The sequence below is a fragment of the Thermovenabulum sp. genome (genome assembly GCF_049723235.1).
GTDB lineage: Bacteria > Bacillota > Thermosediminibacteria > Thermosediminibacterales > Thermosediminibacteraceae > Thermovenabulum.
The window spans coordinates 24,466-47,754 of the sequence record NZ_JBNARB010000003.1; the positions used below are offsets into that span (position 1 = coordinate 24,466).

The window sequence follows — 23,289 nt, forward strand, 5'->3', positions numbered from 1 at the left end:
TTATGTTTTGTTTGTTTATATAAATATATCATATGTCGTCCTTATTATCAATAATTAACTGAAAATTTATCACCAAAAATAAATAAAAAATGCGAAGCTTTGAGCTTCGCATTTTACTTTTATAAATAATTCCATAATTCCTGTGGTTTCCTGCATATTTTAACAGGTTTTTCTTCAAAATATTTCAATTTATCCCTTTCCCCCCAATTGGCAAGGATAAAATCCACCCCGGCATTTTTAGCACATTCATAATCCACCATGGTATCCCCCACATATACCGCTTCGCTTTTTAAGGCCTTTAACTTTTTTAAGGCTATTTCCAATTGATCGGTATGGGGTTTGGGTTTTAAATTGCTGCTGTAAGGTACAATAACATCAAAGTATTCCAATACTTCTTTTAATTTATCATCTTCAAAGATTTCGTAATCGTATCTGGCCGAAACTATCCCCAGTTTGAAGCCCTGTAATTTTAATTTTTTTAAAAGTTCCTTTACCCCGGGGTATAAATAAGCTTTATGGGCAAATCTTTTTATGTTTTCAAACCAAATCCTTAAAGTTTCCTCAACTCTTTCAATTTTTAATCTTTCCAAGGAATGCTGTCCCGGAAGCCAGATGGCGAATTCAATTTCTTCATCCTCAAAATCTTTCTCATAGAGGTCTTTCATTGTTACCTTGAGGCTTTCTAAGGTGACATGTTCGCTGGCTATCAGCGTTCCATCCACGTCGAAGATTACGAATTTTTTTTGCATTTTTACCACCTATTTTAAACCATTAATAAATTTTTTTATTCTGATAACTGCCTCTTTCAGGTTTTCCATTGAAGTGGAATAAGCTATCCTGATAAACCCCTCTCCGCCATCTCCAAAAGCACTTCCCGGCACCACCGCCACCTTCTCCTCTTTCAGCAATCTTTCAGCAAATTCCGGGTCGGAAATTCCAAATTTCTTTATCGAAGGAAATATATAAAATGCTCCTTTGGGTTCAAAACAGTCAAACCCTAAATTAATCAAACTATTAAAAAGAAACCTTCTTCTTCTATCGTATTCCCTGCGCATTTCTTCCACGTCTTTTTTACCGTGTTTTAACGCCTCTATACCAGCAAACTGGGAAAGGGATGATGCGCAGGTCACGCTGTACTGATGCACTTTTAAAATTTCCTGGGCAAGCCCTCCGGGAGCAGCTATAAATCCAAGTCTCCAGCCGGTCATTGAAAAAGATTTAGAAAATCCATTAATGGTAATGGTCCTTTCCCTCATTCCCTCAATAGCTGCAAAGGGAATATGGTCCTGTTCATAGGATAATTCTGCGTAAATCTCGTCGGAAATCACTAGTAAGTCGTATTTTTCAACCACCTCTGCGATTTCCTCTAAGTCTTTTTTTGTCAGTACCGCACCCGTGGGATTGTTGGGGTAAGGCAATATCAGGGCTTTAGTATTTTTTGTAATGTATTTTTCCAGTACATCTTTTTTGAGCTTAAATTCATCTTCAAAATATGTAGGGACAAATATAGGTACTCCCCCTGCCAGCTGGGTGCAGGGTTTATATGCAATGAAAGATGGTACGGGTATTAAAACTTCATCTCCGGGATTTATTATGGTCCTGAGGGCAATATCAATAGCTTCACTGGCGCCTATTGTTACAATTATTTCGGTGTCCGGCCTGTATTTTAAGCCAAACCTCTCCTCTAAATATTCGGATATAGCTTTTCTAAGCTCTGGCAAACCCGGATTGGGCGTATATCCTAAATTGTATCTATCCAGCGCTACCTTAGCAGCTTCCCTTATATGAAGAGGAGTAGCAAAATCGGGCTCTCCAATACAAAGGGAAATAGCATCGGGCATCTGATAAACCAGATTAAAAAAATGACGAATAGTAGAAAATTCCACTTGTTTTACTTTTGTCGATACATATTTTTCGTAATTCATAAAATCCCTCCACTTAATTATTGTTAAAATGATTGCACCATTTAGATACGGCACACTGCTGGCATAAAGGTTTTCTTGCCCTGCAGCACTGCCTGCCGTGCCTTATTAAAAGGTGGTGAGCGGTATTCCATAACTCTTCGGGAAATAATTTCACAAGGTCCTTTTCCACCTTTTCCGGGGTTTCTCCAGAAGATAAACCCAATCTTCTCGAAACCCTGAAAACATGTGTATCTACTGCTAATGCCGGTTTATTAAACGCATTAGCCAGAACAACGTTTGCAGTTTTTCTTCCAACACCGGGAAGTTTTACAAGTTCTTCAAAACTATCCGGAACCTTGCCATCATATTTTTCACAAATCATTTTTGAAGCCTCTTTAATATTTTTTGCTTTTGATTTAAAAAGCCCGAGTTCCTTAATATCCTCTTGAAGTTCTTTTAGATTTGAAATCGCAAGGTCTTGAGGAGTTTTATATTTTTTGAAGAGCCTTTCCGTCACCCGGTTTACCCGGGTATCTGTACACTGGGCAGATAATATTGTTGCTATCAATAGTTGAAAAGGATTTTCAAAATTTAAAGCAGTTCTGGCAGGGTAGAGGGGAATAAGTTCTTCTATTATCTTTATTGCTCTCTCCTTTTGTTCCATTTTGCCCTCCTTAATTTTTCAGGTCTTGGGCCATTTGCTTTAAAAACTCTATTTCCTTTTTATAATTTTCAAGCCCTCCCGGGGTTTCCAGTAAAAAAGGTTTGTCTTTCAAAAAGGGATGGGTAATTATTTTTTTTATAGTATTTAAACCAAGAACTCCTTCTCCTAAATTTGCATGCCTGTCCTTTCTCTGTCCAAGACCAAATTTGCTGTCATTTAAATGGACAGCCTTTAATTTCCACAATCCCAAGATTTTGTCAAATTCGCTCAACACCTCATCCAATTTATCCACCACATCGTAGCCGGCGCCGTATAAATGGCAGCTATCAATGCAAACATCAAAAATTTCGGGTTTCCCGGTTTTATCCATTATATCGTAAAGCTGCTCAAAGGTATATCCCACTTCACTTCCCGCTCCCGCCATGGTTTCGAGTAAAACGGTAACTCCCGTATCAGCTTTCACCACTTCCTTTAAAATCCCTGCAATCCGTTCGATTCCCTTTTCTATTCCTTGTCCTGTATGGCTACCCGGATGCAAAACGAGAAACTCCGCCCCGGCTTTCGCTAACCTTATTATATCGTCTTCTAATACCCTTTTTGTAAATTCCATGCCTTCCTGTTTATCCGTTGCCAGATTCAACGTATAGGGTGCGTGGGCTACAAGGGGGCCAAAATCTTCCTGCTCCCTCAAATTTTTCATTTTCCTTATGTCTTCTTCATCCAGGGCCTTTACCGCTCCCCCTCTCGGATTTCGGGTGAAAAATTGCATTGTGTTAGCTCCGATGGATAAGGCTTCTTTAACGGCATGAAAATAACCTTTTGAAATTGAAATATGTGCCCCTACTCGCAAAGGTTTCACACTCCTCCCTGATCCTGTACCTCTTTAAAAACCCTCAGAAAATTTTCACCAAGTATCTTTGATATTTCGCTTTCTTTAAACCCCCTTTTTATCAAACCCTTTGTAAGCTCCGGCATTTTACTCGCATCATCCAACCCCATTACCGGCACATCAATGCCATCAAAATCCGAACCGATTCCCACATGGTCTATCCCACCGATTTTTATAAAATACTCTATTGCATCAAGAACATCTTCTAATTTTGCCTGCACTCCGTTGTAGCTGGAAAAATAAAAACCTGCTCCAATTACCCCACCTTTTTCAGCAATTGCTTTTATTTGTTCATCATCTAAATTTCTGGGAATATCCCTCATTCTTCTGGGAATTGAGTGAGAAACAATCACAGGTTTTTCTACTATAGAAATTACATCCCAGAAACCTTCCGGAGAAATATGGGAAAGGTCCACTACCATTCCCAGCCTCTCCATTTGTTTTACCACTTCATAGCCGAAATCCGAAAGACCTCCTTTTGATCTTTTTTCTCCCGCTCCATCGGCTATTTGATTCCTGTTGTTCCAGGTAAGAATCATCGAAGTTACCCCAAGTTCCCTGTATATTCTAAGCATATCAATTTCACCGGCTATGGCTTCTCCACCTTCTATGCTTAACAAAGCAGAAATTTTCCCCTCTCTATTTATCCTTAAAATGTCCTTATAGGAATTAGCAAGTTCAATCTCATCCCTGTTTTCTTCAAATTCTTTTTTCAATACCGAAATTGCTTTTAAAGTATGTAAAACCGGATTAGCGTACCACTCCGGCCGGACAAAAACCGAAAAAACCTGAGCCTTTATCCCACCTGTTTTTAATTTTTCAATATCTATATGGCCATTTTTAATCCCGTTTTTCAAACTTCCCCTACCATCTAATATGCATAACACCGTATCGCAATGGGCGTCAAATACAAATGCCCTTTTATGAATTCGTAAATACTCCTCCATTATTTATCCCTCTTTCGATTTCTGATTATTTTAATATAAATTATCAGTTTTTCAAAAATTTATCAATATATATTCAGAGAAAAAGTATTTAAGGAATTTATAAATAAAGGTATAATTATCTTAACAACGTAAATAAGGGTGAGATTTATGGAAAATGAAAAAAGATCGGGTATTTTAAGAAATTTTAAAAGTATTTATTTTTATCTTGTATGTTTTGTTACATTAATGATCATCATTTACAATACCGCCCAATTAGTTTACGATGCAACCGAAATAATATTTCCCACCACCTATACTCCTGCGAAAATCGACATGGTGAGAATGTACCAGGGAGATGAATTTATTAAAAAATCCGTTAGCTTAGAAGAATTCATTAAAATGCAGCAGGAGCAAATTCAGAACGACCAAAAACGGCAAAAAATCTACGCTATAAAACGAACGCTAAAAGAAGTTGCCTTCTTATTGATTTGTATCCCATTATATTTATATCACTGGAGAAAAATAAAAGATGAATAAACCTTTTTAAAAATTAATGCTATCCATCAACATCATAATAATAAACCCTATTATAACCGCAATCGAACCTATTTTTCTATCTTTTTCATCTCTAAAAAATTCGGGAATTAGCTCGCTGATTATCACGTAGACCATTGAACCTGCCGCAAAAGCCATCATAAAAGGTAAATATAAAGGTACATTCCTGAAAATTAATCCAATCACGGCTCCAACGGGTTCGGCAAGCCCGGTTAAGGTAGTCACCATAACTATTTTAACCCTGCTGTAATTTAATTTTATAAGGCTAAAGGCCACTGCCGAACCTTCAGGTATATTTTGTATCGCTATCCCTAAGGCAAGGGCAAGGGCTGCAGAAAACGAATCCTGATAAAATGCAATCCCCACTGCCAAGCCTTCCGGGAAATTGTGAATTATTATGGCGAGGATGAAAAGGGCAATTTTATTTATTTCCACATCTTCCTTGTTTTCCTTTTTAAAATAGTATTTAACTATTACTTTATCCAAAATGTATACTGCAAAGGCTCCCTTTAAAAAACCCAAAGAAGAAAGATACACATTGCTTTTTTCAATAGAAGGTAACAGTAAGCTGAAGATTGAAGCAGCAAGCATAATACCCGCTGCAAATCCTATGAATATTCTTTCAAGATTTTTGTTATATTCCTTTTTAAAAAATACAAAAAAAGCTCCCAGTGTAGTAATAAGTCCTGCTGCAGCTGATCCCAAGATTCCGTTGAGCAACATCTCCACCTCCAAAATACCAATAAACTAATCTAAATTCTATATTATGAAGGGAAATAAGATTTCGTTAATAAAAACTGAATGATATTGAAAGATACAAGGGATACTATTTAAAAAAAAACAGGTGATGGACCTTGATATATAAACTTTTGAAAAAGATTATAATAGTATCCCTTGTTTATTTTTTTATATTTAGCCCGGCAGTTTCCTCAGCTAATCCCTCCACAAAAAATAAAATTTGCACTCTTATAATTCTGGACAGGATAAGTATAAACGATATAGAAAAGCTTCCCAATTTAAAAAAAATTGCCTTTAGCGGAGTTACAGGCTTGATGAATACAAGATGCGCCGGAAATTATGAACCCGCCGGGAGCTATCTTACCATTGGTGCCGGTACAAGAGCTTCGGCTTCGGGTAAAGGAAAAATCGCTTTAATGGATTACGAAATTTACAATTCTTTTGAAGCAGGAAAGATTTACAAAAGCTTTACTGGAAATGAAATCTACGGTAAAATCCTGGTTCCCGAAATACCCTTAATAATCGAAGAAAATTTAAAACAGGATCACGAAATTATACCCGGTTTGCTGGGAGAAACTTTAAAGAAACGGAGCATTCCTGTTTCCCTCCTCGGAAATGCAGATAAAGCAGAGGAAATGAACCGGCTTGCCGCACTCATTGCTATGGATGAAAAGGGGCAAATTTGGGAGGGAAAATTGGAAGGAATAAATATATTCGATGAGAATTCTCCCTTTTTTTTAACATTAAACTATGAAAAATTGTTCCAGGAATATTTAAAATATAGATCTCTCGGAGGGTTAATTGTAATATACATAGGTGATTCCGTAAGGGCAGACGAATACTATAGATTTTCGGATAAAAATCATGGAGAATCTACAAGGCTTAATGCACTCATAAGGGCTGACAGCTTCATAGGTAAAGTTGCGGATACCGTGGACTTTTCAGAAGAACTTCTAATGATTGTAACCCCCTTCCCTTCTTATAAAAGTTTAATTAACAGGGAGTATTTAACTCCTGTAATTTTAAAGGGAAATATTTTAAAAAGCGGTTTTGCTACTTCTGAAACAACAAAAAGAAAAGGAATTGTTGCCAATATAGATATTGCACCTACTATCCTTTCTTTTTTTGGTATAAATGCCCCTTATCCAATGTTGGGAAAGGCCATATACGGAATTGATTCTGAAAATACCCTTTCTTTTTTACAGGACTCTAATAAAAAAATAACCGCAAACTATACAGCACGCCCTAATATTATAAAAACCTATGTTTTTTTACATATTTTATCGCTTATCCTCTTTTTGTCCTATATTTTTAAGTTACTGGATATAAAGCCCGGTTTCATGATTTTTTTCTTTCTGTTTAACCTTTCGTCACCCGCTTCTATGCTTTTTCCTTTTATTTATGGCTCTCCTTCTCTTTTTCATAAATTTACCCTGTGGGTGATAACATCCTTAGCTGTAATTTTAATTCCGTATTTGTTATTTAAAAATTTTCAAAATCCCCTTTACTCAATAGCCTTTTTAAGTATTTTTACCGCTTCAATTATTTTTTTAGATTTATTACTGGGAGCTAACTTTATGAAAACTTCCATTCTGGGTTACGATGTGATAGCAGGTGCCAGGTATTACGGCATTGGAAACGAATATATGGGAGTATTTTTTTCTTCAATTATTACAGGGATTTCATCGCTATTTGAAATTCTGAAACTAAAAGATAATTACAAAAAAAATATTTCGATTGCCCTTTTTTTGGTAACATTTATATTAATCTTTTCTCCCGATTTCGGCAGCAATTTTGGCGGGGGTATTGCCGCTCTGGGTGGTTTTTTGTACACATATGTACTTTATTTTTATAAAAAAACCGATTTTAAGGTAATTATAAAATACATCCTATTGGGAACGATCATTTTTGTCCTTTTTCTGTTAATTTTTATTCTGTATGGACCACCATCTCACTTCACCTTGCTTTTTCTTTCAATAAAAAATCAGGGATTTAACCCTCTTTTCCTTGTTATTTCAAGAAAACTTCTAATGAATTACAGACTATTTAAATATACTCCCTGGACTAAAGCATTAATTTTTTCTATTATAACCCTTCTAATATTAGTAAAATGGCCGGTAGGCCTTTTTAAAAAATTAAGCCAGGATTATCCATTCCTTTTTAAGGGAATAAAAGGTGCAAATTTTGGAACATTACTGGCTTTGGTATTTAACGACTCAGGTATTGTGGCAGCAGCTACCTCAATGATTTTTTCCTTTCTTCCTTTGCTGATTCTATCCGTAAAAGAGTGTGAAGAAAGGAGATGAATTATTGGATAAGAAAGTGCTCATAGTAGTAAGGCAGTGCACAGGAGGGATGAGAACCCATATAAATTTACTTATTAAGGGCTTAATGAAAGAAAATTTCACTATTTTTTTAGCAGGGCCAAAGGATATTTTGCACCCTAATTTGGCTGACAATGTAGAAAATTTTTTTGAAATAAGCCTTAAGAATGTATATAACATAAAAGAATATTTAAAAATTTTAATACTAATTGTTCATATTATCAAAAACGAAAAAATCCATCTTATACATTCTCACGGCATCTTAGCCACGTTAATATGTTTATTCGTTAAGTATTTAAGCGGGATAAGATTAGTCGCCACCATCCATAATATACCGAAAGGTCATCCGCTTTGCCTATTTTTCCTCAAAAAATGTGATATGGTTATAGCAGTTTCGGAAGCTGTAAAGAATGAACTAATTTTCAAATACAGGGTGAGTAAAAACAGGATTTGTGTAATATATAATTCCCTTCCGGAAGATAAAATCAGTAGTAATATATATGCTTTAAAGCCTTTATTTTCCGGTGAGATAAAGGTTCTTTGTCCTTCAAGACTCACCCGCGAAAAAGGGGTGGATGTGCTGATAAAAGCAGCAAAAATTTTAAAAGATGAATTGAATCTTACCCCGAAAGATATTAAATTCTACATCGCCGGAAGCGGCCCTGAAGAAACTAATCTAAAAAAACTCTCCGAAAAGCTCGATTTAGAGGATTACATAGTATTTTTAGGTCAACTCGAAAATATATACGAGTTTATGAGTAAGTGTGATATTCTGGTTTTGCCATCAAGAATGGAGGGTTTCGGAATTTCCCTGCTGGAGGCATTCAGTTTAAAAAAAGCTGTAATCGCATCCAATACCGGAGGAATTCCGGAGATAATAAAGGATAAAGAAAACGGCCTTCTTTTTAAAAATCAGGATCCCCTCAGCCTTGCCCTTTGCTTAAAAAAAATAATTAAAAATCCCGGCCTGGCTTATAAATTGGCCGAAGCCGGGTATGAAACACTTCTTAAAAAATTTAATTATAATACAATGATAAAAAAGATTATATACTGTTACGAAACTCTGCTTTAAGCAGCCTTTTTTATTTTTTCTTTTATTATCTCTAAGGCTTTATTTAGTTGCACATCCTGCTTTTTGTTTACCTTCTCTTCGATTGCACTGTTTAACTTTTTAATAAAATTAACATCTACAATTCCGTTGACCTTTAATCCGTTCATCCGCTGGAAGGTCTCCACAGCTTTTTTTGTTTTTGGACCGAATATACCATCCGCTTTCAGGGGAAAAATATTCAAGAAGGCCAGCCGTTCCTGAAGTCCCATTACATCAAGCCCTATACTTCCAATTTTTAAAGGCTTATCCCCTTTTAGCGGAGTGAATTCCACCTTTTTTTCTTCTTCCATTTTTATTTCCACATCGGGTTTTATTCCGGTTTTATTTATATCCGTTCCATTAGGAGTTACGTATTTTGCTACCGTAAGTTTAATGCCACCCAGTTCCCCCAAATCTATAACTCTCTGTACGGTGGCTTTACCAAAAGTTTTCTCACCGATTACTGTTCCCGCATTCCTGTCCTTTATAGCTCCGGCAAGAATTTCTGCGGCACTGGCGGAGCCTCCATTTACCAGAACAGATAGATTAAATTGTTCCGGATCCCTATCCGATTGATAAACTTCTTCCTCACCGTTCTTGTAAATAACCTTCACAATAGGACCCCGGGGTACAAAGTATTTTGCCACTTCCACCGCTTCATCCAGAAGCCCTCCCGGATTATTTCTTAGATCAAGAATAAGATATTTAACATTGCTTTTTTTGAAAAAGTCTATAGCTTTTGCCACATTGTCCGAAGTATTTTCATTAAATTCGCTGATTTTAATATATCCTATCCCTTCTTCTAAGATTTTATATTCTATAGGATTAACCTTAATTATTTCCCGGGTGATATTTAACCTTATTACATCCTTTTGCCCTTCTCTCATTATGCCCAACCGAACGGTGGTACCTTCCTTTCCCCTTATTAGCTTTGAAGCTTCAGAACTTGAAATGCCCCTAATATCCTGCCCATCCACCTCTACTATTCTATCATTCGGCTTTATTCCCGCTCTCATCGCCGGAGAATTATCAAGAACGGTGACGACTGTAATAATATTATCCTTGGATGTAATTACAACTCCTATACCGCCAAACACGCCGGTAGTTGTATCCTCAAAATCCTTGAAGTCTTTTGGTGAAAAATACTCCGAATAAGGGTCATTCAGTGATTCCACCATGCCCTTTATAGCTCCTTTAATGATATCCAGCCTGTTTACATCATAAGGATAGCTATTTTCGATAAAATCAGCGAGCTGTTTTAAAAACTCTATTTCCGGCGGAATACTATTTTCATTGTTTTCCTGAGCGGTTACCGGGCAGGAAAAGACAAATAAAAATAAAACAATAATAACAGCAGAAACCGCTCTTTTGAAAAGTTTTAACATCATCTCCGGTTAAGCCTCCCCCAAAATTATGTAATTTCCTTTCTATTCTATCACTAATAACCTTAACAGTCTATAAATTTATCCCGTTCGTAGAATTGAAATCAAAATCATAAAACCGAAAAACGCCGCTAACACATATCCCAGCATACCAATTGCAGAAATGCCGAAAATCATGGGGCCTACGTTAGCACGAATAATTAAAGAAGAAGCTACTATTATTGCCGATACTATTATCCCTATTACCAGCCGGTTCACCATTTTACTCAGTTCAAAGGCAAATTTTTCTAACCCCCTGTATTCAAAATCAATCTTAATATTATCCTCAGCCAATTTGTCATTCAATTTATTTATTATTTCGGGAATTCCTTTAATTGCTTTTTGAAATTTTCTCAGTTCCTCACCGGCATTTTTAATTATCCTTTCAGGGCTGTAATTGGAAATTATTAGCTCGTACACATATGGCTTGGCTGTACTTACAATATCAAAATCGGGATAAAGCTCTTTCCCGAGACCTTCAGCGGTAATTACCGCTTTTATCAGTAAAATCAAATTTGACGGGACCTTCACCCTGTGCTTTTGAGATAACCTCAGCATTTGTGGAAGCATTTCAGACATATTTATTTCTTTTAAAGTTTTCCCGTAAAATCTCTCAATAACATCTTCCACATCCCATCGCAACCGGGAATAATCGATCTTCCCTTCAATAAATCCGATCTCCAAAAGCACATCGCAAACCCTGTCTATATTTTTACTGATGGCTCCCTGTATAAGTTCCAGCAATTTGTACTTATAAAAATTATCCAGCCTTCCCATTATTCCGAAATCTATAAAGGCAATTCGGCCATCTTTTGTTAAAATAATATTCCCACCATGAGGGTCTGCATGGAAAAATCCATGTTTGAATACCTGCTTTAGCACTGCCCTTATTCCCTTTTCCGCCAGTTCTTTCTTTGAAAAACCATGTTCTTCAATGCTCTTTATATCCTTTATTTTTATTCCATCAATATATTCCATTACAAGGATTTTTCTTGTGGTATATTCCCAGTAAACTTTTGGAACATATACCGAATCGTCTCCTTTAAAATTTTTTCTGAACCTTTCCACATTCCAGCCTTCCCTGAGAAAATCCAGTTCATTTTTTATCTCTTCCGAAAATTCTTCTACAATTCCAACGGGGTCGTATAAACGGCTTTCAGGGACATACCTTTCTAAAAGCCGTGCAGCATGAAACATTATTTCCAGGTCGGAATTTATTATCTTTTCAATATCCGGTCTTTGAACCTTTACAACCACTTCTTCTTTACTTTTTAACCTTGCCCTGTGAACCTGGGCAATGGATGCTGCTGCTTTTGGCTGTTCTTCAAAATAATCAAACACATCCTCTAATTTCTTCCCCAGCTCCGATTCAATTAAAGACTTAATGTAAGAAAAAGCCACGCCGGGCACTTCATCCTGTAATTTTTTTAATTCCATAATATATTCTTCCGGCAATAAATCCGGTCTCATGCTTAGAATTTGTCCTAATTTTACGAAGGTGGGACCAAGTTCTTCCAGCATTAATCTTACTCTTACGGGAGTGCTTATTTTTTCATCCACGGTTTTAATCCTGGGTATAAATTTTACTACGCCAATCCTTGTTAATATATACCCAAAACCGTATTTAAAAACTGTGTTTACAATTTGCTGAAGACGTTTTGCGTTTTGAAAGGAAAAACTCAGTGCCTTTTCCAAAAAAATACCTCCCCTCAATTAAAATATAGCACCGGAAGGGAGGAAAGTAAAATAATATCCCTTTTATATGTATTTTTCAATTAAAATACTTCCTTCTTTATTATAAAAAACTGCCCTTTCTATATTATCTTTTACCCGAAGGATTCCGTTGCCAATCTTTATACAAACGCCCGGGTATACCATTTCCTTAGCTACTATCCTTGCCGATGATACTTTTTTTATCTCTTCCTCTAAACTCTTTTTCTCTTCATTTATATCGTTTAAGCTTTGTTTTAAAGAATCCCGTGTTTTATAAAGTTTTTCTAAAGCCGAATAATTTTCCTGGGAAATTTTCCCGCTATCTTTCATAGCTTCAAAAAGAAGTATTGCCCTTTCCACCTTTGCCAGTTCGTATTCCGTATTCTTAATTTTATTAATCGCTTCCTGTAATCTAATATTCAAAAAAGGATTTATCCCTACCTCAATTTCCGTCAGTGTCGCAAAGGGAGAACCTATTATCCTGGCTGCAATCCCCTCATAGGCTGAAATTTTGCCTCCCACGAGTAACCCTTTCTTACCGGTAATTTCAATTCTTCCACCGGCAATCAGTACGCTGTGCATGGCAGAATCGGTAATATAAATATTTCCTTTTGTTTCAATACAGCCGTTTTCAATAAATTTTATTGTAACATCGGAAAGAGCCTTTATTATCCCCTTTCCTCCTCCCTTTACTCCTCCCTTTATCAACACCCTTCCTTCGGAATGGATTTGGGCACCTTCCACATAACCCTCTATATCTATGTCGCCCTGGGCTTTCACCCTGTATCCTGTAAGTACATTACCGTAAATCTTTAAACTTCCCAAAAAATCAATATTTCCGGTTTTAGGACCAATATCCCCTTTTATTTCTAAAACCGGGTTAACGCTTAATTTCCCATCATGCAAAACGGGAGATCCATCAATAATGGAGAATAATTTGTTCCTGTCTTCAGAAAAAACCACATTTTTACCTGGAAAAAGTTTTGGCTCCTTTCCATCCTTTGCCGGTATAATTCTCCCTTTAACTGTATATCCGGGAATACCTTTGGTCGGTGGGATTTTCTCCGCCAGGAGTTGACCTTTTAAAACATTTGTAATATACCCTAAATCGTGAAAATCTACCCTGCCGTCTTCGCTAATTTTAGGCTTGAACTCCCTTTTTAAATCAAAATAAAATTTAACATCGCCGTTTTTACCGGGTACCGGCTCCTTTCCCTTCGCAACCAGTACTTCGGTATTAAAAATCTTCTCCTTTACTGCCCTTTCAATAGCCGAAATATCAATCCCGTAAATAACCCCTTTTTCCTTTAATGCATTCAACACATCCTCTACCTTTAATGCTATCTCTTCTTCTTTAGAAACAATAATGATATAAGCCGACATTTCATCCTGGGTTATCCTTACATCGATCTTAAAATTTTTTTCATTGTCCGCCACAGTAAAAACCTCCTATGGCCCCCCTTTTTTAATTATATCATAATTGAATTAAAATTCTTTTAAAAATATAAACCCCGGACTTTCCGGGGTAATTTTCAAAATCGTATTTTGAGCAATCTTAATGAATTTAAAACCGCAAGCAGTGCAACTCCCACATCGGCAAAAACCGCTTCCCACATGCTGGCACGTCCTGTAGCACCGAGAATAAGAATAATTAATTTAAAGCCAAGGGAGATAGCTATATTTTCAATCACTATCTTTCTTGTTATTCTTGCGATTTTTATTGCTTTTACTAAATTATAAGGTTTATCCTCCATCAAAACCACATCCGAAGCTTCGATGGCAGCATCGGAGCCCAATCTCCCCATAGAAATTCCTATATCGGAACGCATAAGTACAGGGGCATCGTTTGTTCCATCACCCATAAATATTAATTTTCCTTTTTTTGTTTTTTGTGTCATTAACTCCTCTACTTTTTCAACTTTCTGGTGGGGTAACAGCTCCGGGTAGTACTCTTCAATGCCGAGAATTCGCGATATATGCGCAGCGGCGCTTAGTTTATCTCCCGTTAACATTACAATATTTCTTATCCCCATTTCCTTCAAAGACTTAATAGTTATTGCAGAATCCTCCCGGATTTCATCGGAAATTAATATTGAGCCTGCATAAACTCCATTAACCGCTACGTGTACCCTTGTAATACCTTCTTCATCTTCGTCTTCATAAAAATCAATATTTTGCTTTTCCAAAAGCTTTCTATTCCCTACCAAAAGCTCAAAGCCATCCACCACAGCCTTAACCCCATATCCCGGAATTTCTTCAAACCTCTCTATTTTTTGTCCCTCAACCTCTTTTCCGTAAGCCTTCTTCAGGGATAAAGCTACGGGATGACCGGAAAAACTTTCTGCCTGTGCTGCAAATTCAAGCAATTTCAGTGGTGAAAATCCATTTTTTGCTTTTATTTCTGTTACTTCATATACCCCTTTTGTAAGCGTGCCCGTTTTATCAAAAACCACTATTTCAGGAAAATTCAAAGCTTCTAAATAATTTCCGCCTTTAATTAATATCCCTTCTTGCGCCGCCCTGCCAAGACCTGCAAAAAATCCCAGAGGTATCGATATCACAAGGGCACAAGGACACGATATTACAAGAAAAATTAGAGCCCTGTAAAACCAGAAAGAAAAGGATGTATCCTTGAAAATTAGATGCGGAAAAATAGCGATAAGCACGGCCAGTAATACTACAGCAGGAGTATAATAGCGGGCAAAGGTGGTTATAAAATTTTCTGTCTGAGCTTTTTTGGCAGATGCGTTCTCCACCAGCTCCAATATCTTAGAAACCGCAGATTCTTCGTAATTTTTTGTAACTTTAACGATTAATAGACCGTTTTTATTAATACACCCCGACAAAACTTCATCTCCTGGATTAACCCGCTTTGGTATAGCTTCACCGGTTAAGGAGAAAGTATCCACAAAGGAGCTGCCTTCTAATATAATACCATCAAGGGGTATTTTTTCTCCTGCCCCCACCGCGATAATATCCCCTGCTTTCACCTTTTCAGGTGAAACTTTTATAAAGTTGCCGTTAATTTTTAAATTTGCGTAATTTGGCCTTATGTTCATCAAGTCTTTAATCGATTTTCTTGAACTGTTTACGGCCCGTTCCTGGATTTTTTCACCGATCTGGTAAAAAAGCATTACCGCTACACCTTCTGGAAACTCTTTTATTGCAAAGGCCCCTATGGTAGCAATTGTCATAAGGGAATTTTCATCAAAAAATTGTCCTCTCAAAATATTTTTAAAAAATCTTTTAATCACATCCTTACCGGCAAAAATATAACTTGCTAAATACAAAACAATTTTTATATTACTGGGAAGATTAAATATAAAAGTTAAAGCAAACAAAAGAGCGCTTACAATTAAAATAAAAATTTCGCTTTTATAATACCGAAATTCCTCTAAATCCTCGCCTTTTTTGCCCTTTTCTCGAACAGTTACATGGGGCTCATAGTTTTTTACTATTTTTTCTATTTCTTCTTTTATTTTTGAATAACTGCCATTATTCTTAATTTCCAGGGTAAGGATTTGACCTGAAAGGTTGATAACGGCATTTTCCACAAAATCTATTTCTTTTATTCTTTTCTCTATTTTATCCGCACAAACGGGGCATGTCAGCCCTTCTAACAATAATTCTCTCTTTTCTTTCAACATAGCACCTTCCTTCAATATTTCTCTTTTATGTGCAAAAGACCCTGGTCGAAAACCTGCTTTACATGTTCATCATCAAGGGAATAATAAACCACTTTCCCTTCCCTTCTGTACTTTACCAGCCTTGCCTGCTTCAAAACCCTCAGCTGATGGGATACAGCGGACTGGCTCATATTTAAAAGAGCTGCTATATCACACACGCACATTTCCGAAGAAAAAAGAGCGCACAAGATTTTAATCCTCGTAGTATCACCAAAAACTTTAAAAAACTCCGCTAAATCGTAAAGTTCTTCCTCAGGCGGCATTGCCTCCCCTACTTTTTTCACCACATCTTCATGAATAACCGTGCAGTCACATTTTTCAAAATTGTCAATTTTATCATTAACCAAAACTTTAACACCCCTTTTAGTTGAACATATGAATATTTGTTCAATTGTTATATTTACATTATAAAAATATTTTTAAAAAAAATCAACATTAAATTTATTGACAGGAAAATTTCTTGCTGGTATAATTTCATCAATTGAATATGATAAAGGTTTTTAAAACCTCTTATCAAGAGTGGCGGAGGGACTGGCCCTGTGAAGCCCGGCAACCGTTAGAAGCTTTGCTTCTAAAATGGTGCCAATTCCTGCAGAAGCTTGGTCTTCTGAGAGATAAGAGGGGCGTACTTAGAATAATATCTAAGGCCTCTTATCTTGATGAAGAGGCCTTAAATTTTTATATTAATTAATTTTTAGAAAGGAGATTGCTTATGGGTATTGAACGCACAATCAAAGAAATCAATGAACGAATAAAAAGCGGTAAAGCAGTGGTTCTTACAGCGGAGGAGGTTATAGAAAAGGTCAAAGAAAAAGGTATAGAAGCTACTGCAAGGGAAGTAGATGTAGTAACAACCGGTACTTTTGGGCCCATGTGCTCTTCCGGCGTTTTCTTAAACTTCGGCCATAGCTCTCCCCGTATAAAAATGCAAAAAGTTTGGCTGAACAATGTACCCGCTTATACCGGAGTAGCAGCAGTAGATGCCTATATAGGGGCTACCGAACTTCCGGAAGACGACCCTTTAAACAGCGATTATCCGGGCGAATTCCGCTACGGAGGCGGTCATGTAATAGAGGACCTGGTGGCACGAAGACCGATAAGGCTCAAAGCTACAGCTTACGGAACGGATTGCTATCCCAGAAAGGAATTTGAAACAACCATTACCCTTGATGACATAAACGAAGCCATACTTTTCAACCCGAGGAACTGTTATCAAAATTACAACTGTGCTGTAAATTTAAGCGATAGAACAATATATACTTACATGGGCACATTAAAGCCCAATTTGGGAAATGCAAACTATTCCACTTCAGGACAGCTAAGCCCCCTTTTGAAGGATCCTTTCTTTAAAACCATAGGCGTAGGCACCAGGATATTTTTGGGAGGCGGAATAGGATATGTAGCCTGGAATGGAACTCAGCACTTCCCATCAATACTAAAAGATGAAAATGGAAATGAATTATGCGCAGCAGGTGGAACCCTTGCCGTAATAGGCGATTTGAAAAAAATGAGCCCTAAATGGCTGGTTGGAACGAGCTTTAGAGGTTACGGAGCCACATTGACGGTAGGAATCGGAATACCTATACCAATTTTAAATGAAGAAATTCTTTACTATGCAGCTAAAACCGATGATGAACTTTTTGCCCCAATTGTGGATTACAGCGATGCTTATCCAAACCGAAAACCCGGAAATCTGGGCTATGTAAGTTATGCCCGGCTAAAAAGCGGAAAAATTAACGTTTTAGGAAAAGAGGTCCCAACAGCGCCTTTGAGCAGTTACCCAAAGGCCAGGGAAATAGCTTATATTTTGAAGGAATGGATAATAAAGGGAGATTTCTTATTGAGCGAACCTGTAGAAGCCCTGCCCAACCCCCACTCCGGTATAAAAGGAAAGGTATTAAATTAGGAGGGATTTTTATGACCGAGAAAAAAGTAGTTTTAAAATTTTCAGCCCAGAATGCCGATAAGCCAATTATTTATCACTTAGTAAAGGATTACGATTTAATAATTAATATTCTAAAAGCTTCTATTAATCCTCATAAAGAGGGAACTATGGTTTTAGAAATTTCCGGTGATAGGTATGAGGAAGGCATATCCTTCCTGGAAAAACAGGGAGTATCGGTTTTACCCATTGAAACTGAAGTCGTAAGGAATATTGAGCGCTGTACCAGCTGCGGGGCGTGTACAGTTCACTGCCCCACCCAGGCTTTATATATAAAAAGACCTTCGATGGAGGTTGAATTTGACGGTGAAAAATGCATCCTTTGCCTCATGTGTCTGAAAATTTGCCCTGTTCGCGCCATGGAGGTGAAGGTATAGTTGCCCTACGAGCCAAAAAATTACCGGGAGCTTTATAAAGAAAAGGATTTATATCATTTTCAGGTTACCATTGAAGAAACCGACCTGGATATTGCCATAAGGCAAGAAAGGTTTAACCCTAAAATTAAAGATATGGTATATCTTTTAGTACAAAAAGAAAGGTTGCTTTTAAAAGAATACATAAAAAAAGACCCCGAATTTATAACAGCTCTTGAGCCATATACTCCTTTACCCGGTGCTCCTTTATCCGCCCTGTCTATGAGCAAAGCCGCCCAATTAGCGGGCGTAGGGCCAATGGCAGCAGTGGCGGGATATTTTTCGGAGATTGTAGGAAAAATGCTCTCTAATTACTCCAGTGAAGTAATAGTAGAGAACGGAGGAGATATATGGCTGAAATTAAAAAAGACCCGAACGGTGGGAATATTTGCAGGAAATTCCCCTTTTTCAAATCGTATAGGTTTAAAGATAAATCCTAATCGCACACCTCTGGGAATTTGTACCTCTTCGGGCACCGTGGGTCATAGTTTAAGCTTTGGTAAAGCCGATGCTATGGTAATAGTAGCTGAGTCCGCAATCTTAGCCGATGCAGTAGCGACGGCTGCCTGCAATCTGGTTAAAAGTGAACGGGATCTGGAAAGGGCGGTTAATTTCGCCCTTGACATTCCCGGTGTAATCGGTGCTCTCAGTATACTGGGAGATAAAATTGCTGCAAAAGGATACATCCGATTGGTTACCCTCTAATTTTAACCCGGGAGGAAATAAGATATGAGTCACCCTTTTTTAAATATTATAAATGAAAAAGTTGTCATTTTTGACGGCGCCATGGGGACGGAGCTGATAAAACGCGGTTTAAATCCCGGCGAGTGTCCGGAGCTATGGAATATAGAAAAACCGGATATTATTGAAACAATTCACAAAAGCTACATTGAAGCTGGCGCTGAGGTCATAGAAACCAATACCTTTGGAGCAAATCGAATAAAGCTTTCCCACTTTGGGCTTTCGGATAAAGTCGGAGAAATCAACTTTAAAGCTGTACAAATTGCAAAAAAAGCAGCTGCAGGGAAAGCCTTTGTGGCTTTATCCGTTGGGCCTACGGGAGTTCTGGTTGAACCTTATGGACCTTTAAACGTTGAATCTGCCATCGAAGTTTTTAAAAACCAGATTTCTTCTGCTTTAGAAGCCAAACCCGATATTATTCTCATCGAAACCATGAGTCAGCTTTCTGAAGCCCGGGCAGCGGTTATTGCCGCAAAAGAGCTATGTGATCTTCCTGTTATCGCTACCATGACCTTCGAAGAATCCGGTAAAACCTTGATGGGGACCGATCCGGCCACAGCCCTTTTTGTTTTGAGTTCCGCAGGAGCTGATGTGGTTGGCATCAATTGTTCCTTGGGTCCGGATAAAATAGCCTTTGCCCTCCAGGAAATGTCAAAATATAAATGCACACCTATTTTGGTACAGCCCAATGCCGGTATGCCCATTTTATCTGAAGGAAAGACTATTTATCCCCTCTCTCCAGAAGAATTTGCAAAAAGCTGTGTAAAATTATCTTCTATAGGGCTTAATGCTATAGGAGGATGCTGCGGCACAACACCCGAACACATTAAATTTCTTAAGCATTCTTTTTTAAAAATAGAACCTTTAAAAGTGATCCCTTTTTTAAATACCGTTATTTGTTCGGATAAAAAGACGATTGTATTGAGCGGAAAAGATCCCGTTAAAATAATTGGCGAACGTATAAATCCCACGGGAAAAAAGGCTTTATCGGAAGAATTAAAATCAGGAAAATTATCAGGAGTCATCCGGGAAGCAGTCTTACAAAAAAATGCCGGTGCAGATATTTTAGATGTGAACTTGGGGGTGCCGGAAATAGATGAAACTTCCCTAATGAAAAAGGTCATTCCCGCTCTTCAGGAGGCCGTAAACATTCCTCTCTCCATAGATAGCAGTAATCCCGATACCCTGGAAGCGGGACTCAGGGTCTATACCGGGAGGGCTCTGGTAAATTCGGTCAATGGAAGTAAAGAGAGCCTCGAAAAGGTACTTCCCATTATAAAAAAATACGGAGCGGTGGTAATCGGTTTAACAATGGATGAGATCGGAATTCCAAAAACCGCCAGCGAACGGCTCGAAATTGCAAAAAAAATTATTAAGGCAGCAGAAAATTATGGCATCCCGAAACAAAATGTAATTATAGACTGTCTATGTCTGACAGCAGGAACCCGGCAAGAGCAAGCCCTGGAAACCATCAAGGCTATAAAATTAATCAAAGAAGAACTGGGTTGTCTTACTACCCTCGGAATAAGCAATATTTCCTATGGTCTTCCAAGAAGAAATCTCCTGAACAGAGCATTTTTATCCATGGCCCTTTCGGCGGGGCTCGACCTGCCCATAATTAATCCTTTAGACAATGACTTATTAGAAATAATAAAAGCGGGTGACGTATTAACTGGCAGGGATAAAAATGCAAGTCTATTCATCAGTTTTGCAAAAACCACAAAAGACAGAGATGGCGAAAAACAATTTTTAAAAGAAAATATGATACTGCAAAATAGTCCACAAAAAAAGCTTTATGAAGCAATACTAAACGGTAATAATGAAGAAGTTGAAAAACCTATTGAGGAATTGCTTTTAAGTTACAACGAGCCTTATAATATCATAAACCAAATAATTATCCCCGCACTAAAAGAGGTAGGGGAAAAATACGAAAAAGGTGACTACTTTATCCCCGAGCTTTTACTATCCGCTGAAGCAGCAAAAAAAGCATTTGAAATAATAAAAAGGAAAATTCCTTCCGGAGAAGAAGAAAAAAAAGGAAGGATAATACTGGCTACGGTCAAAGGCGACATACACGATTTAGGTAAAAATATAGTTAAAGCTATTATGGAAAATTACGGTTTTGACGTAATTGACCTGGGTGTGGATGTGGACGCGGAAATAATTTTAAATGAAGCCAGAAAGTATAAAGATTTAAAATTAATAGGTTTAAGTGCTCTCATGACTACAAGCGTACCTTCTATGGAAACAACGATTAAACTTTTAAAAAATAAAATCCCCAACTGTAAGGTAATAGTTGGGGGTGCAATACTGAACAAAGATATTGCCGAAAAAATCGGAGCAGATTTTTACGCTAAGGATGCATTAGAAGGTGTAAGAATCGCCGAAAAAGTTTATGAGAAAAATTGATCATTCAATCTCCAGGGATTCCGGATCTTTTTTAAAGTATACCCTCTTTTCAGGTATCGCACTTTGATAGATTTTCTCTTTAATTTCTTCTATCCTTTTTAAAAGATCATCAAACAGTTCTTCATCCACCTTGTAATAGAAAAACAAATCCTCTAAATTTCGAGCCGTATCCAGTATCCTTTTATTTAAATCTAAAAATTTTTCAAATTTGCCGCTTTTAATAACTTCTTTTAACTGCTCTAAATCTATTTCAATCATTTTTACCACATCTTTTAAATCTTCATATACCCCTGCTGCCATTGGATACGGCTTAACCCTCTGTAAAAAATACTTATTTTTTGCATTTATATTGTAAACGTAACTTATCTCGTAGCCTTCTACAGTAAATTTTACATGGCACTGCTTACCCAGAAAAACGGTCACCTTTCCTCCCATCTGCCTTAGCATCATTTCATGGACCGTTTCCCTAATATCGATTTCTTTCATTATTTTTTACCCCTTTTCTTTTTTATTTCAATTCAAATATCAACAAATATACGGTTGATATGACAATTGAAATCAGCATTAAAGGAAATCCCAATTTAGTAAAATCCTTAAAAGTAATTTTATAGCCTTCCTTTTCCATGACACCGGCAGTTACCACGTTAGCCGAAGCACCCACCAGAGTTCCATTTCCACCGAGGCAAGCACCGAGGGAAAGCGCCCACCACAAGGGAGTAATATTTATTCCCGTAATGGCACCGAGCCCTTTAATTAATGGAATCATGGTAGCTACAAAGGGTATATTATCCAAAAAAGCAGATAATATCGCCGATGCCCATAGTATTACAATTCCCGTTAAGACCAGATTGCCTTTTGTTAAATTTACCACATTATTTGCAAGAATTGAAATAACCCCTACTTCATTTAAAGTACCCACTATAATAAAAAGTGATATGAAGAAAAATATGGTGGTCCATTCTACTTCCACCAGCAGTTCATCAATTTGTAAACCGCTGATAAGTAACAATAAAGTAGCTCCTCCTAAGGCAATCGTTGAGGATTCATAACCGAGGTGTTCGTGCAGGAAAAACCCTGTGATTATCAATGCTAAAACCACTAAGCTTTTTACAAGAAGCGTCCTATCTACTATTGCATTGTTTTCATCCAATTTCATTATCTGCATTCTAAGATTTTCGTCTACTTTCAATTCGTTCCTGTATATATATCGCAAAATAAATACCGTAACAAATAATATTATCAATACCACAGGGGTCAGATTTACAATAAAATCTAAAAAACCCAGCCCCGCTTCAGAGCCAATCATTATATTGGGCGGATCACCAATCAGGGTAGCGGTACCTCCTATATTAGATGAAAGAACCTCTGACATTATAAAAGGCACGGGATTTAATTTCAACATTTTTGCAATTACTATGGTAACAGGTATCATCAATAAAACGGTGGTAACATTATCCAGAAAGGCAGAAATTACACCCGTCATTATCCCAAACATGACTATAATTTTTAAAGGATCACCCTTTGCCATTTTAGCGGATTTTATGGCAAGATATTGAAATAGTCCGGTCCTTTTGATAATTGAAATTACTATCATCATCCCCACTAAAACTCCGATTGTCGTATAATCTATAAATTTAATGGCAGTTGTTTGATCAATTAAGCGTATTATCATTAAAAACATTGCCCCTAACATGGCCGCCACGGTTCTGTTAAGTTTTTCGCTGATAATAAATATAAAAGTAATTATAAATACTGCTACAGAAATAACCTGAATGAAGTTCATTTATAACATCTCCTTTAGCATATTTTTATTCCATATCTGTTATACCCCCTTATTAAAGTAAATTCAATAAACCGAACATATATATTTTTAA

The 23,289-nt window shown here is 37.2% G+C and carries 20 protein-coding genes and 1 riboswitch; of the genes, 7 read left to right on the forward strand and 13 right to left on the reverse strand.

Annotated features, from left to right (window positions below):
- Window positions 1–119: 119 nt before the first annotated feature.
- The 5 genes from ACPLOV_RS02280 to ACPLOV_RS02300 are packed head-to-tail and all read right to left on the reverse strand — an operon-like array spanning window position 120 to window position 4,404.
- Window positions 120–749 (reverse strand): HAD family hydrolase, encoded by a 630-nt coding sequence (locus ACPLOV_RS02280; protein ID WP_424908619.1) that lies wholly within the window; start codon window positions 747–749, stop codon window positions 120–122.
- 9 nt (window positions 750–758) lie between these two features.
- A complete protein-coding gene (locus tag ACPLOV_RS02285; protein ID WP_424910513.1) occupies window positions 759–1,925 on the reverse strand; it encodes an aminotransferase class I/II-fold pyridoxal phosphate-dependent enzyme in 1,167 nt (388 codons plus the stop codon).
- A gap of 13 nt (window positions 1,926–1,938) precedes the next feature.
- Window positions 1,939–2,568 (reverse strand): endonuclease III, encoded by a 630-nt coding sequence (nth, locus tag ACPLOV_RS02290; protein WP_424910514.1) that lies wholly within the window; start codon window positions 2,566–2,568, stop codon window positions 1,939–1,941.
- 10 nt (window positions 2,569–2,578) lie between these two features.
- Window positions 2,579–3,427: a deoxyribonuclease IV gene (locus tag ACPLOV_RS02295; RefSeq protein ID WP_424910515.1), complete on the reverse strand. Its 849-nt coding sequence runs from the start codon at window positions 3,425–3,427 to the stop codon at window positions 2,579–2,581.
- Entirely contained in the window at window positions 3,424–4,404 is a 981-nt protein-coding gene (locus tag ACPLOV_RS02300) for a dipeptidase (protein ID WP_424908624.1), read from the reverse strand. Before ACPLOV_RS02300 ends, ACPLOV_RS02295 begins: the two co-directional genes overlap by 4 nt.
- A gap of 147 nt (window positions 4,405–4,551) precedes the next feature.
- Between ACPLOV_RS02300 and ACPLOV_RS02305 the strand changes: the two genes are divergently transcribed.
- Window positions 4,552–4,920, forward strand: a complete 369-nt coding sequence (locus tag ACPLOV_RS02305; RefSeq protein WP_424908625.1) for a hypothetical protein — start codon at window positions 4,552–4,554, stop codon at window positions 4,918–4,920.
- Window positions 4,921–4,926: 6 nt separating this feature from the next.
- Here the strand turns inward: ACPLOV_RS02305 and ACPLOV_RS02310 are convergent, their stop codons facing one another.
- Entirely contained in the window at window positions 4,927–5,658 is a 732-nt protein-coding gene (locus tag ACPLOV_RS02310; protein WP_424910516.1) for a ZIP family metal transporter, read from the reverse strand.
- A 134-nt stretch (window positions 5,659–5,792) separates the two neighbouring features.
- Between ACPLOV_RS02310 and ACPLOV_RS02315 the strand changes: the two genes are divergently transcribed.
- Both ACPLOV_RS02315 and ACPLOV_RS02320 read left to right on the forward strand, forming a co-directional pair.
- Window positions 5,793–7,982, forward strand: a complete 2,190-nt coding sequence (locus ACPLOV_RS02315; RefSeq protein WP_424908627.1) for a hypothetical protein — start codon at window positions 5,793–5,795, stop codon at window positions 7,980–7,982.
- A gap of 4 nt (window positions 7,983–7,986) precedes the next feature.
- Window positions 7,987–9,072: a glycosyltransferase family 4 protein gene (locus ACPLOV_RS02320; protein ID WP_424908628.1), complete on the forward strand. Its 1,086-nt coding sequence runs from the start codon at window positions 7,987–7,989 to the stop codon at window positions 9,070–9,072.
- Here the strand turns inward: ACPLOV_RS02320 and ACPLOV_RS02325 are convergent.
- The 5 genes from ACPLOV_RS02325 to ACPLOV_RS02345 form a co-directional block, all read right to left on the reverse strand.
- A complete protein-coding gene (locus ACPLOV_RS02325) occupies window positions 9,069–10,478 on the reverse strand; it encodes a S41 family peptidase (protein WP_424910517.1) in 1,410 nt (469 codons plus the stop codon). The two genes, ACPLOV_RS02320 and ACPLOV_RS02325, sit on opposite strands and share 4 nt — an antisense overlap.
- 75 nt (window positions 10,479–10,553) lie before the next feature.
- On the reverse strand, window positions 10,554–12,206 hold the full coding sequence (gene ubiB / locus ACPLOV_RS02330) for a 2-polyprenylphenol 6-hydroxylase (protein WP_424908630.1): 1,653 nt from the start codon (window positions 12,204–12,206) through the stop codon (window positions 10,554–10,556).
- Between the two features lie 63 nt (window positions 12,207–12,269).
- Window positions 12,270–13,661, reverse strand: a complete 1,392-nt coding sequence (locus ACPLOV_RS02335) for a DUF342 domain-containing protein (protein WP_424908631.1) — start codon at window positions 13,659–13,661, stop codon at window positions 12,270–12,272.
- A gap of 95 nt (window positions 13,662–13,756) precedes the next feature.
- A complete protein-coding gene (locus ACPLOV_RS02340; RefSeq protein ID WP_424908632.1) occupies window positions 13,757–15,871 on the reverse strand; it encodes a heavy metal translocating P-type ATPase in 2,115 nt (704 codons plus the stop codon).
- An 11-nt stretch (window positions 15,872–15,882) separates the two neighbouring features.
- A complete protein-coding gene (locus ACPLOV_RS02345; protein ID WP_424908633.1) occupies window positions 15,883–16,257 on the reverse strand; it encodes an ArsR/SmtB family transcription factor in 375 nt (124 codons plus the stop codon).
- 160 nt (window positions 16,258–16,417) lie between these two features.
- Window positions 16,418–16,531, forward strand: a riboswitch (SAM riboswitch).
- 91 nt (window positions 16,532–16,622) lie between these two features.
- Here ACPLOV_RS02345 and ACPLOV_RS02350 point away from each other — a divergent pair.
- From ACPLOV_RS02350 to ACPLOV_RS02365, 4 genes are read left to right on the forward strand one after another with little or no spacing between them, the layout of a single operon-like run.
- A complete protein-coding gene (locus tag ACPLOV_RS02350) occupies window positions 16,623–17,816 on the forward strand; it encodes a homocysteine biosynthesis protein (protein ID WP_424908634.1) in 1,194 nt (397 codons plus the stop codon).
- An 11-nt stretch (window positions 17,817–17,827) separates the two neighbouring features.
- Window positions 17,828–18,229: an NIL domain-containing protein gene (locus ACPLOV_RS02355; protein WP_424908635.1), complete on the forward strand. Its 402-nt coding sequence runs from the start codon at window positions 17,828–17,830 to the stop codon at window positions 18,227–18,229.
- Entirely contained in the window at window positions 18,230–18,970 is a 741-nt protein-coding gene (locus ACPLOV_RS02360; protein WP_424910518.1) for a UPF0280 family protein, read from the forward strand. It abuts the gene before it with no gap.
- 24 nt (window positions 18,971–18,994) lie between these two features.
- Window positions 18,995–21,415: a homocysteine S-methyltransferase family protein gene (locus tag ACPLOV_RS02365; RefSeq protein WP_424910519.1), complete on the forward strand. Its 2,421-nt coding sequence runs from the start codon at window positions 18,995–18,997 to the stop codon at window positions 21,413–21,415.
- Here ACPLOV_RS02365 and ACPLOV_RS02370 read toward each other — a convergent pair whose 3' ends face one another.
- The gene (locus tag ACPLOV_RS02370; protein WP_424908638.1) at window positions 21,416–21,901 is read right to left on the reverse strand and encodes a hypothetical protein; all 486 of its coding nucleotides are present in this window, start codon (window positions 21,899–21,901) and stop codon (window positions 21,416–21,418) included.
- A 22-nt stretch (window positions 21,902–21,923) separates the two neighbouring features.
- Window positions 21,924–23,198: an ArsB/NhaD family transporter gene (locus tag ACPLOV_RS02375; RefSeq protein ID WP_424910520.1), complete on the reverse strand. Its 1,275-nt coding sequence runs from the start codon at window positions 23,196–23,198 to the stop codon at window positions 21,924–21,926.
- Window positions 23,199–23,289: the final 91 nt, after the last annotated feature.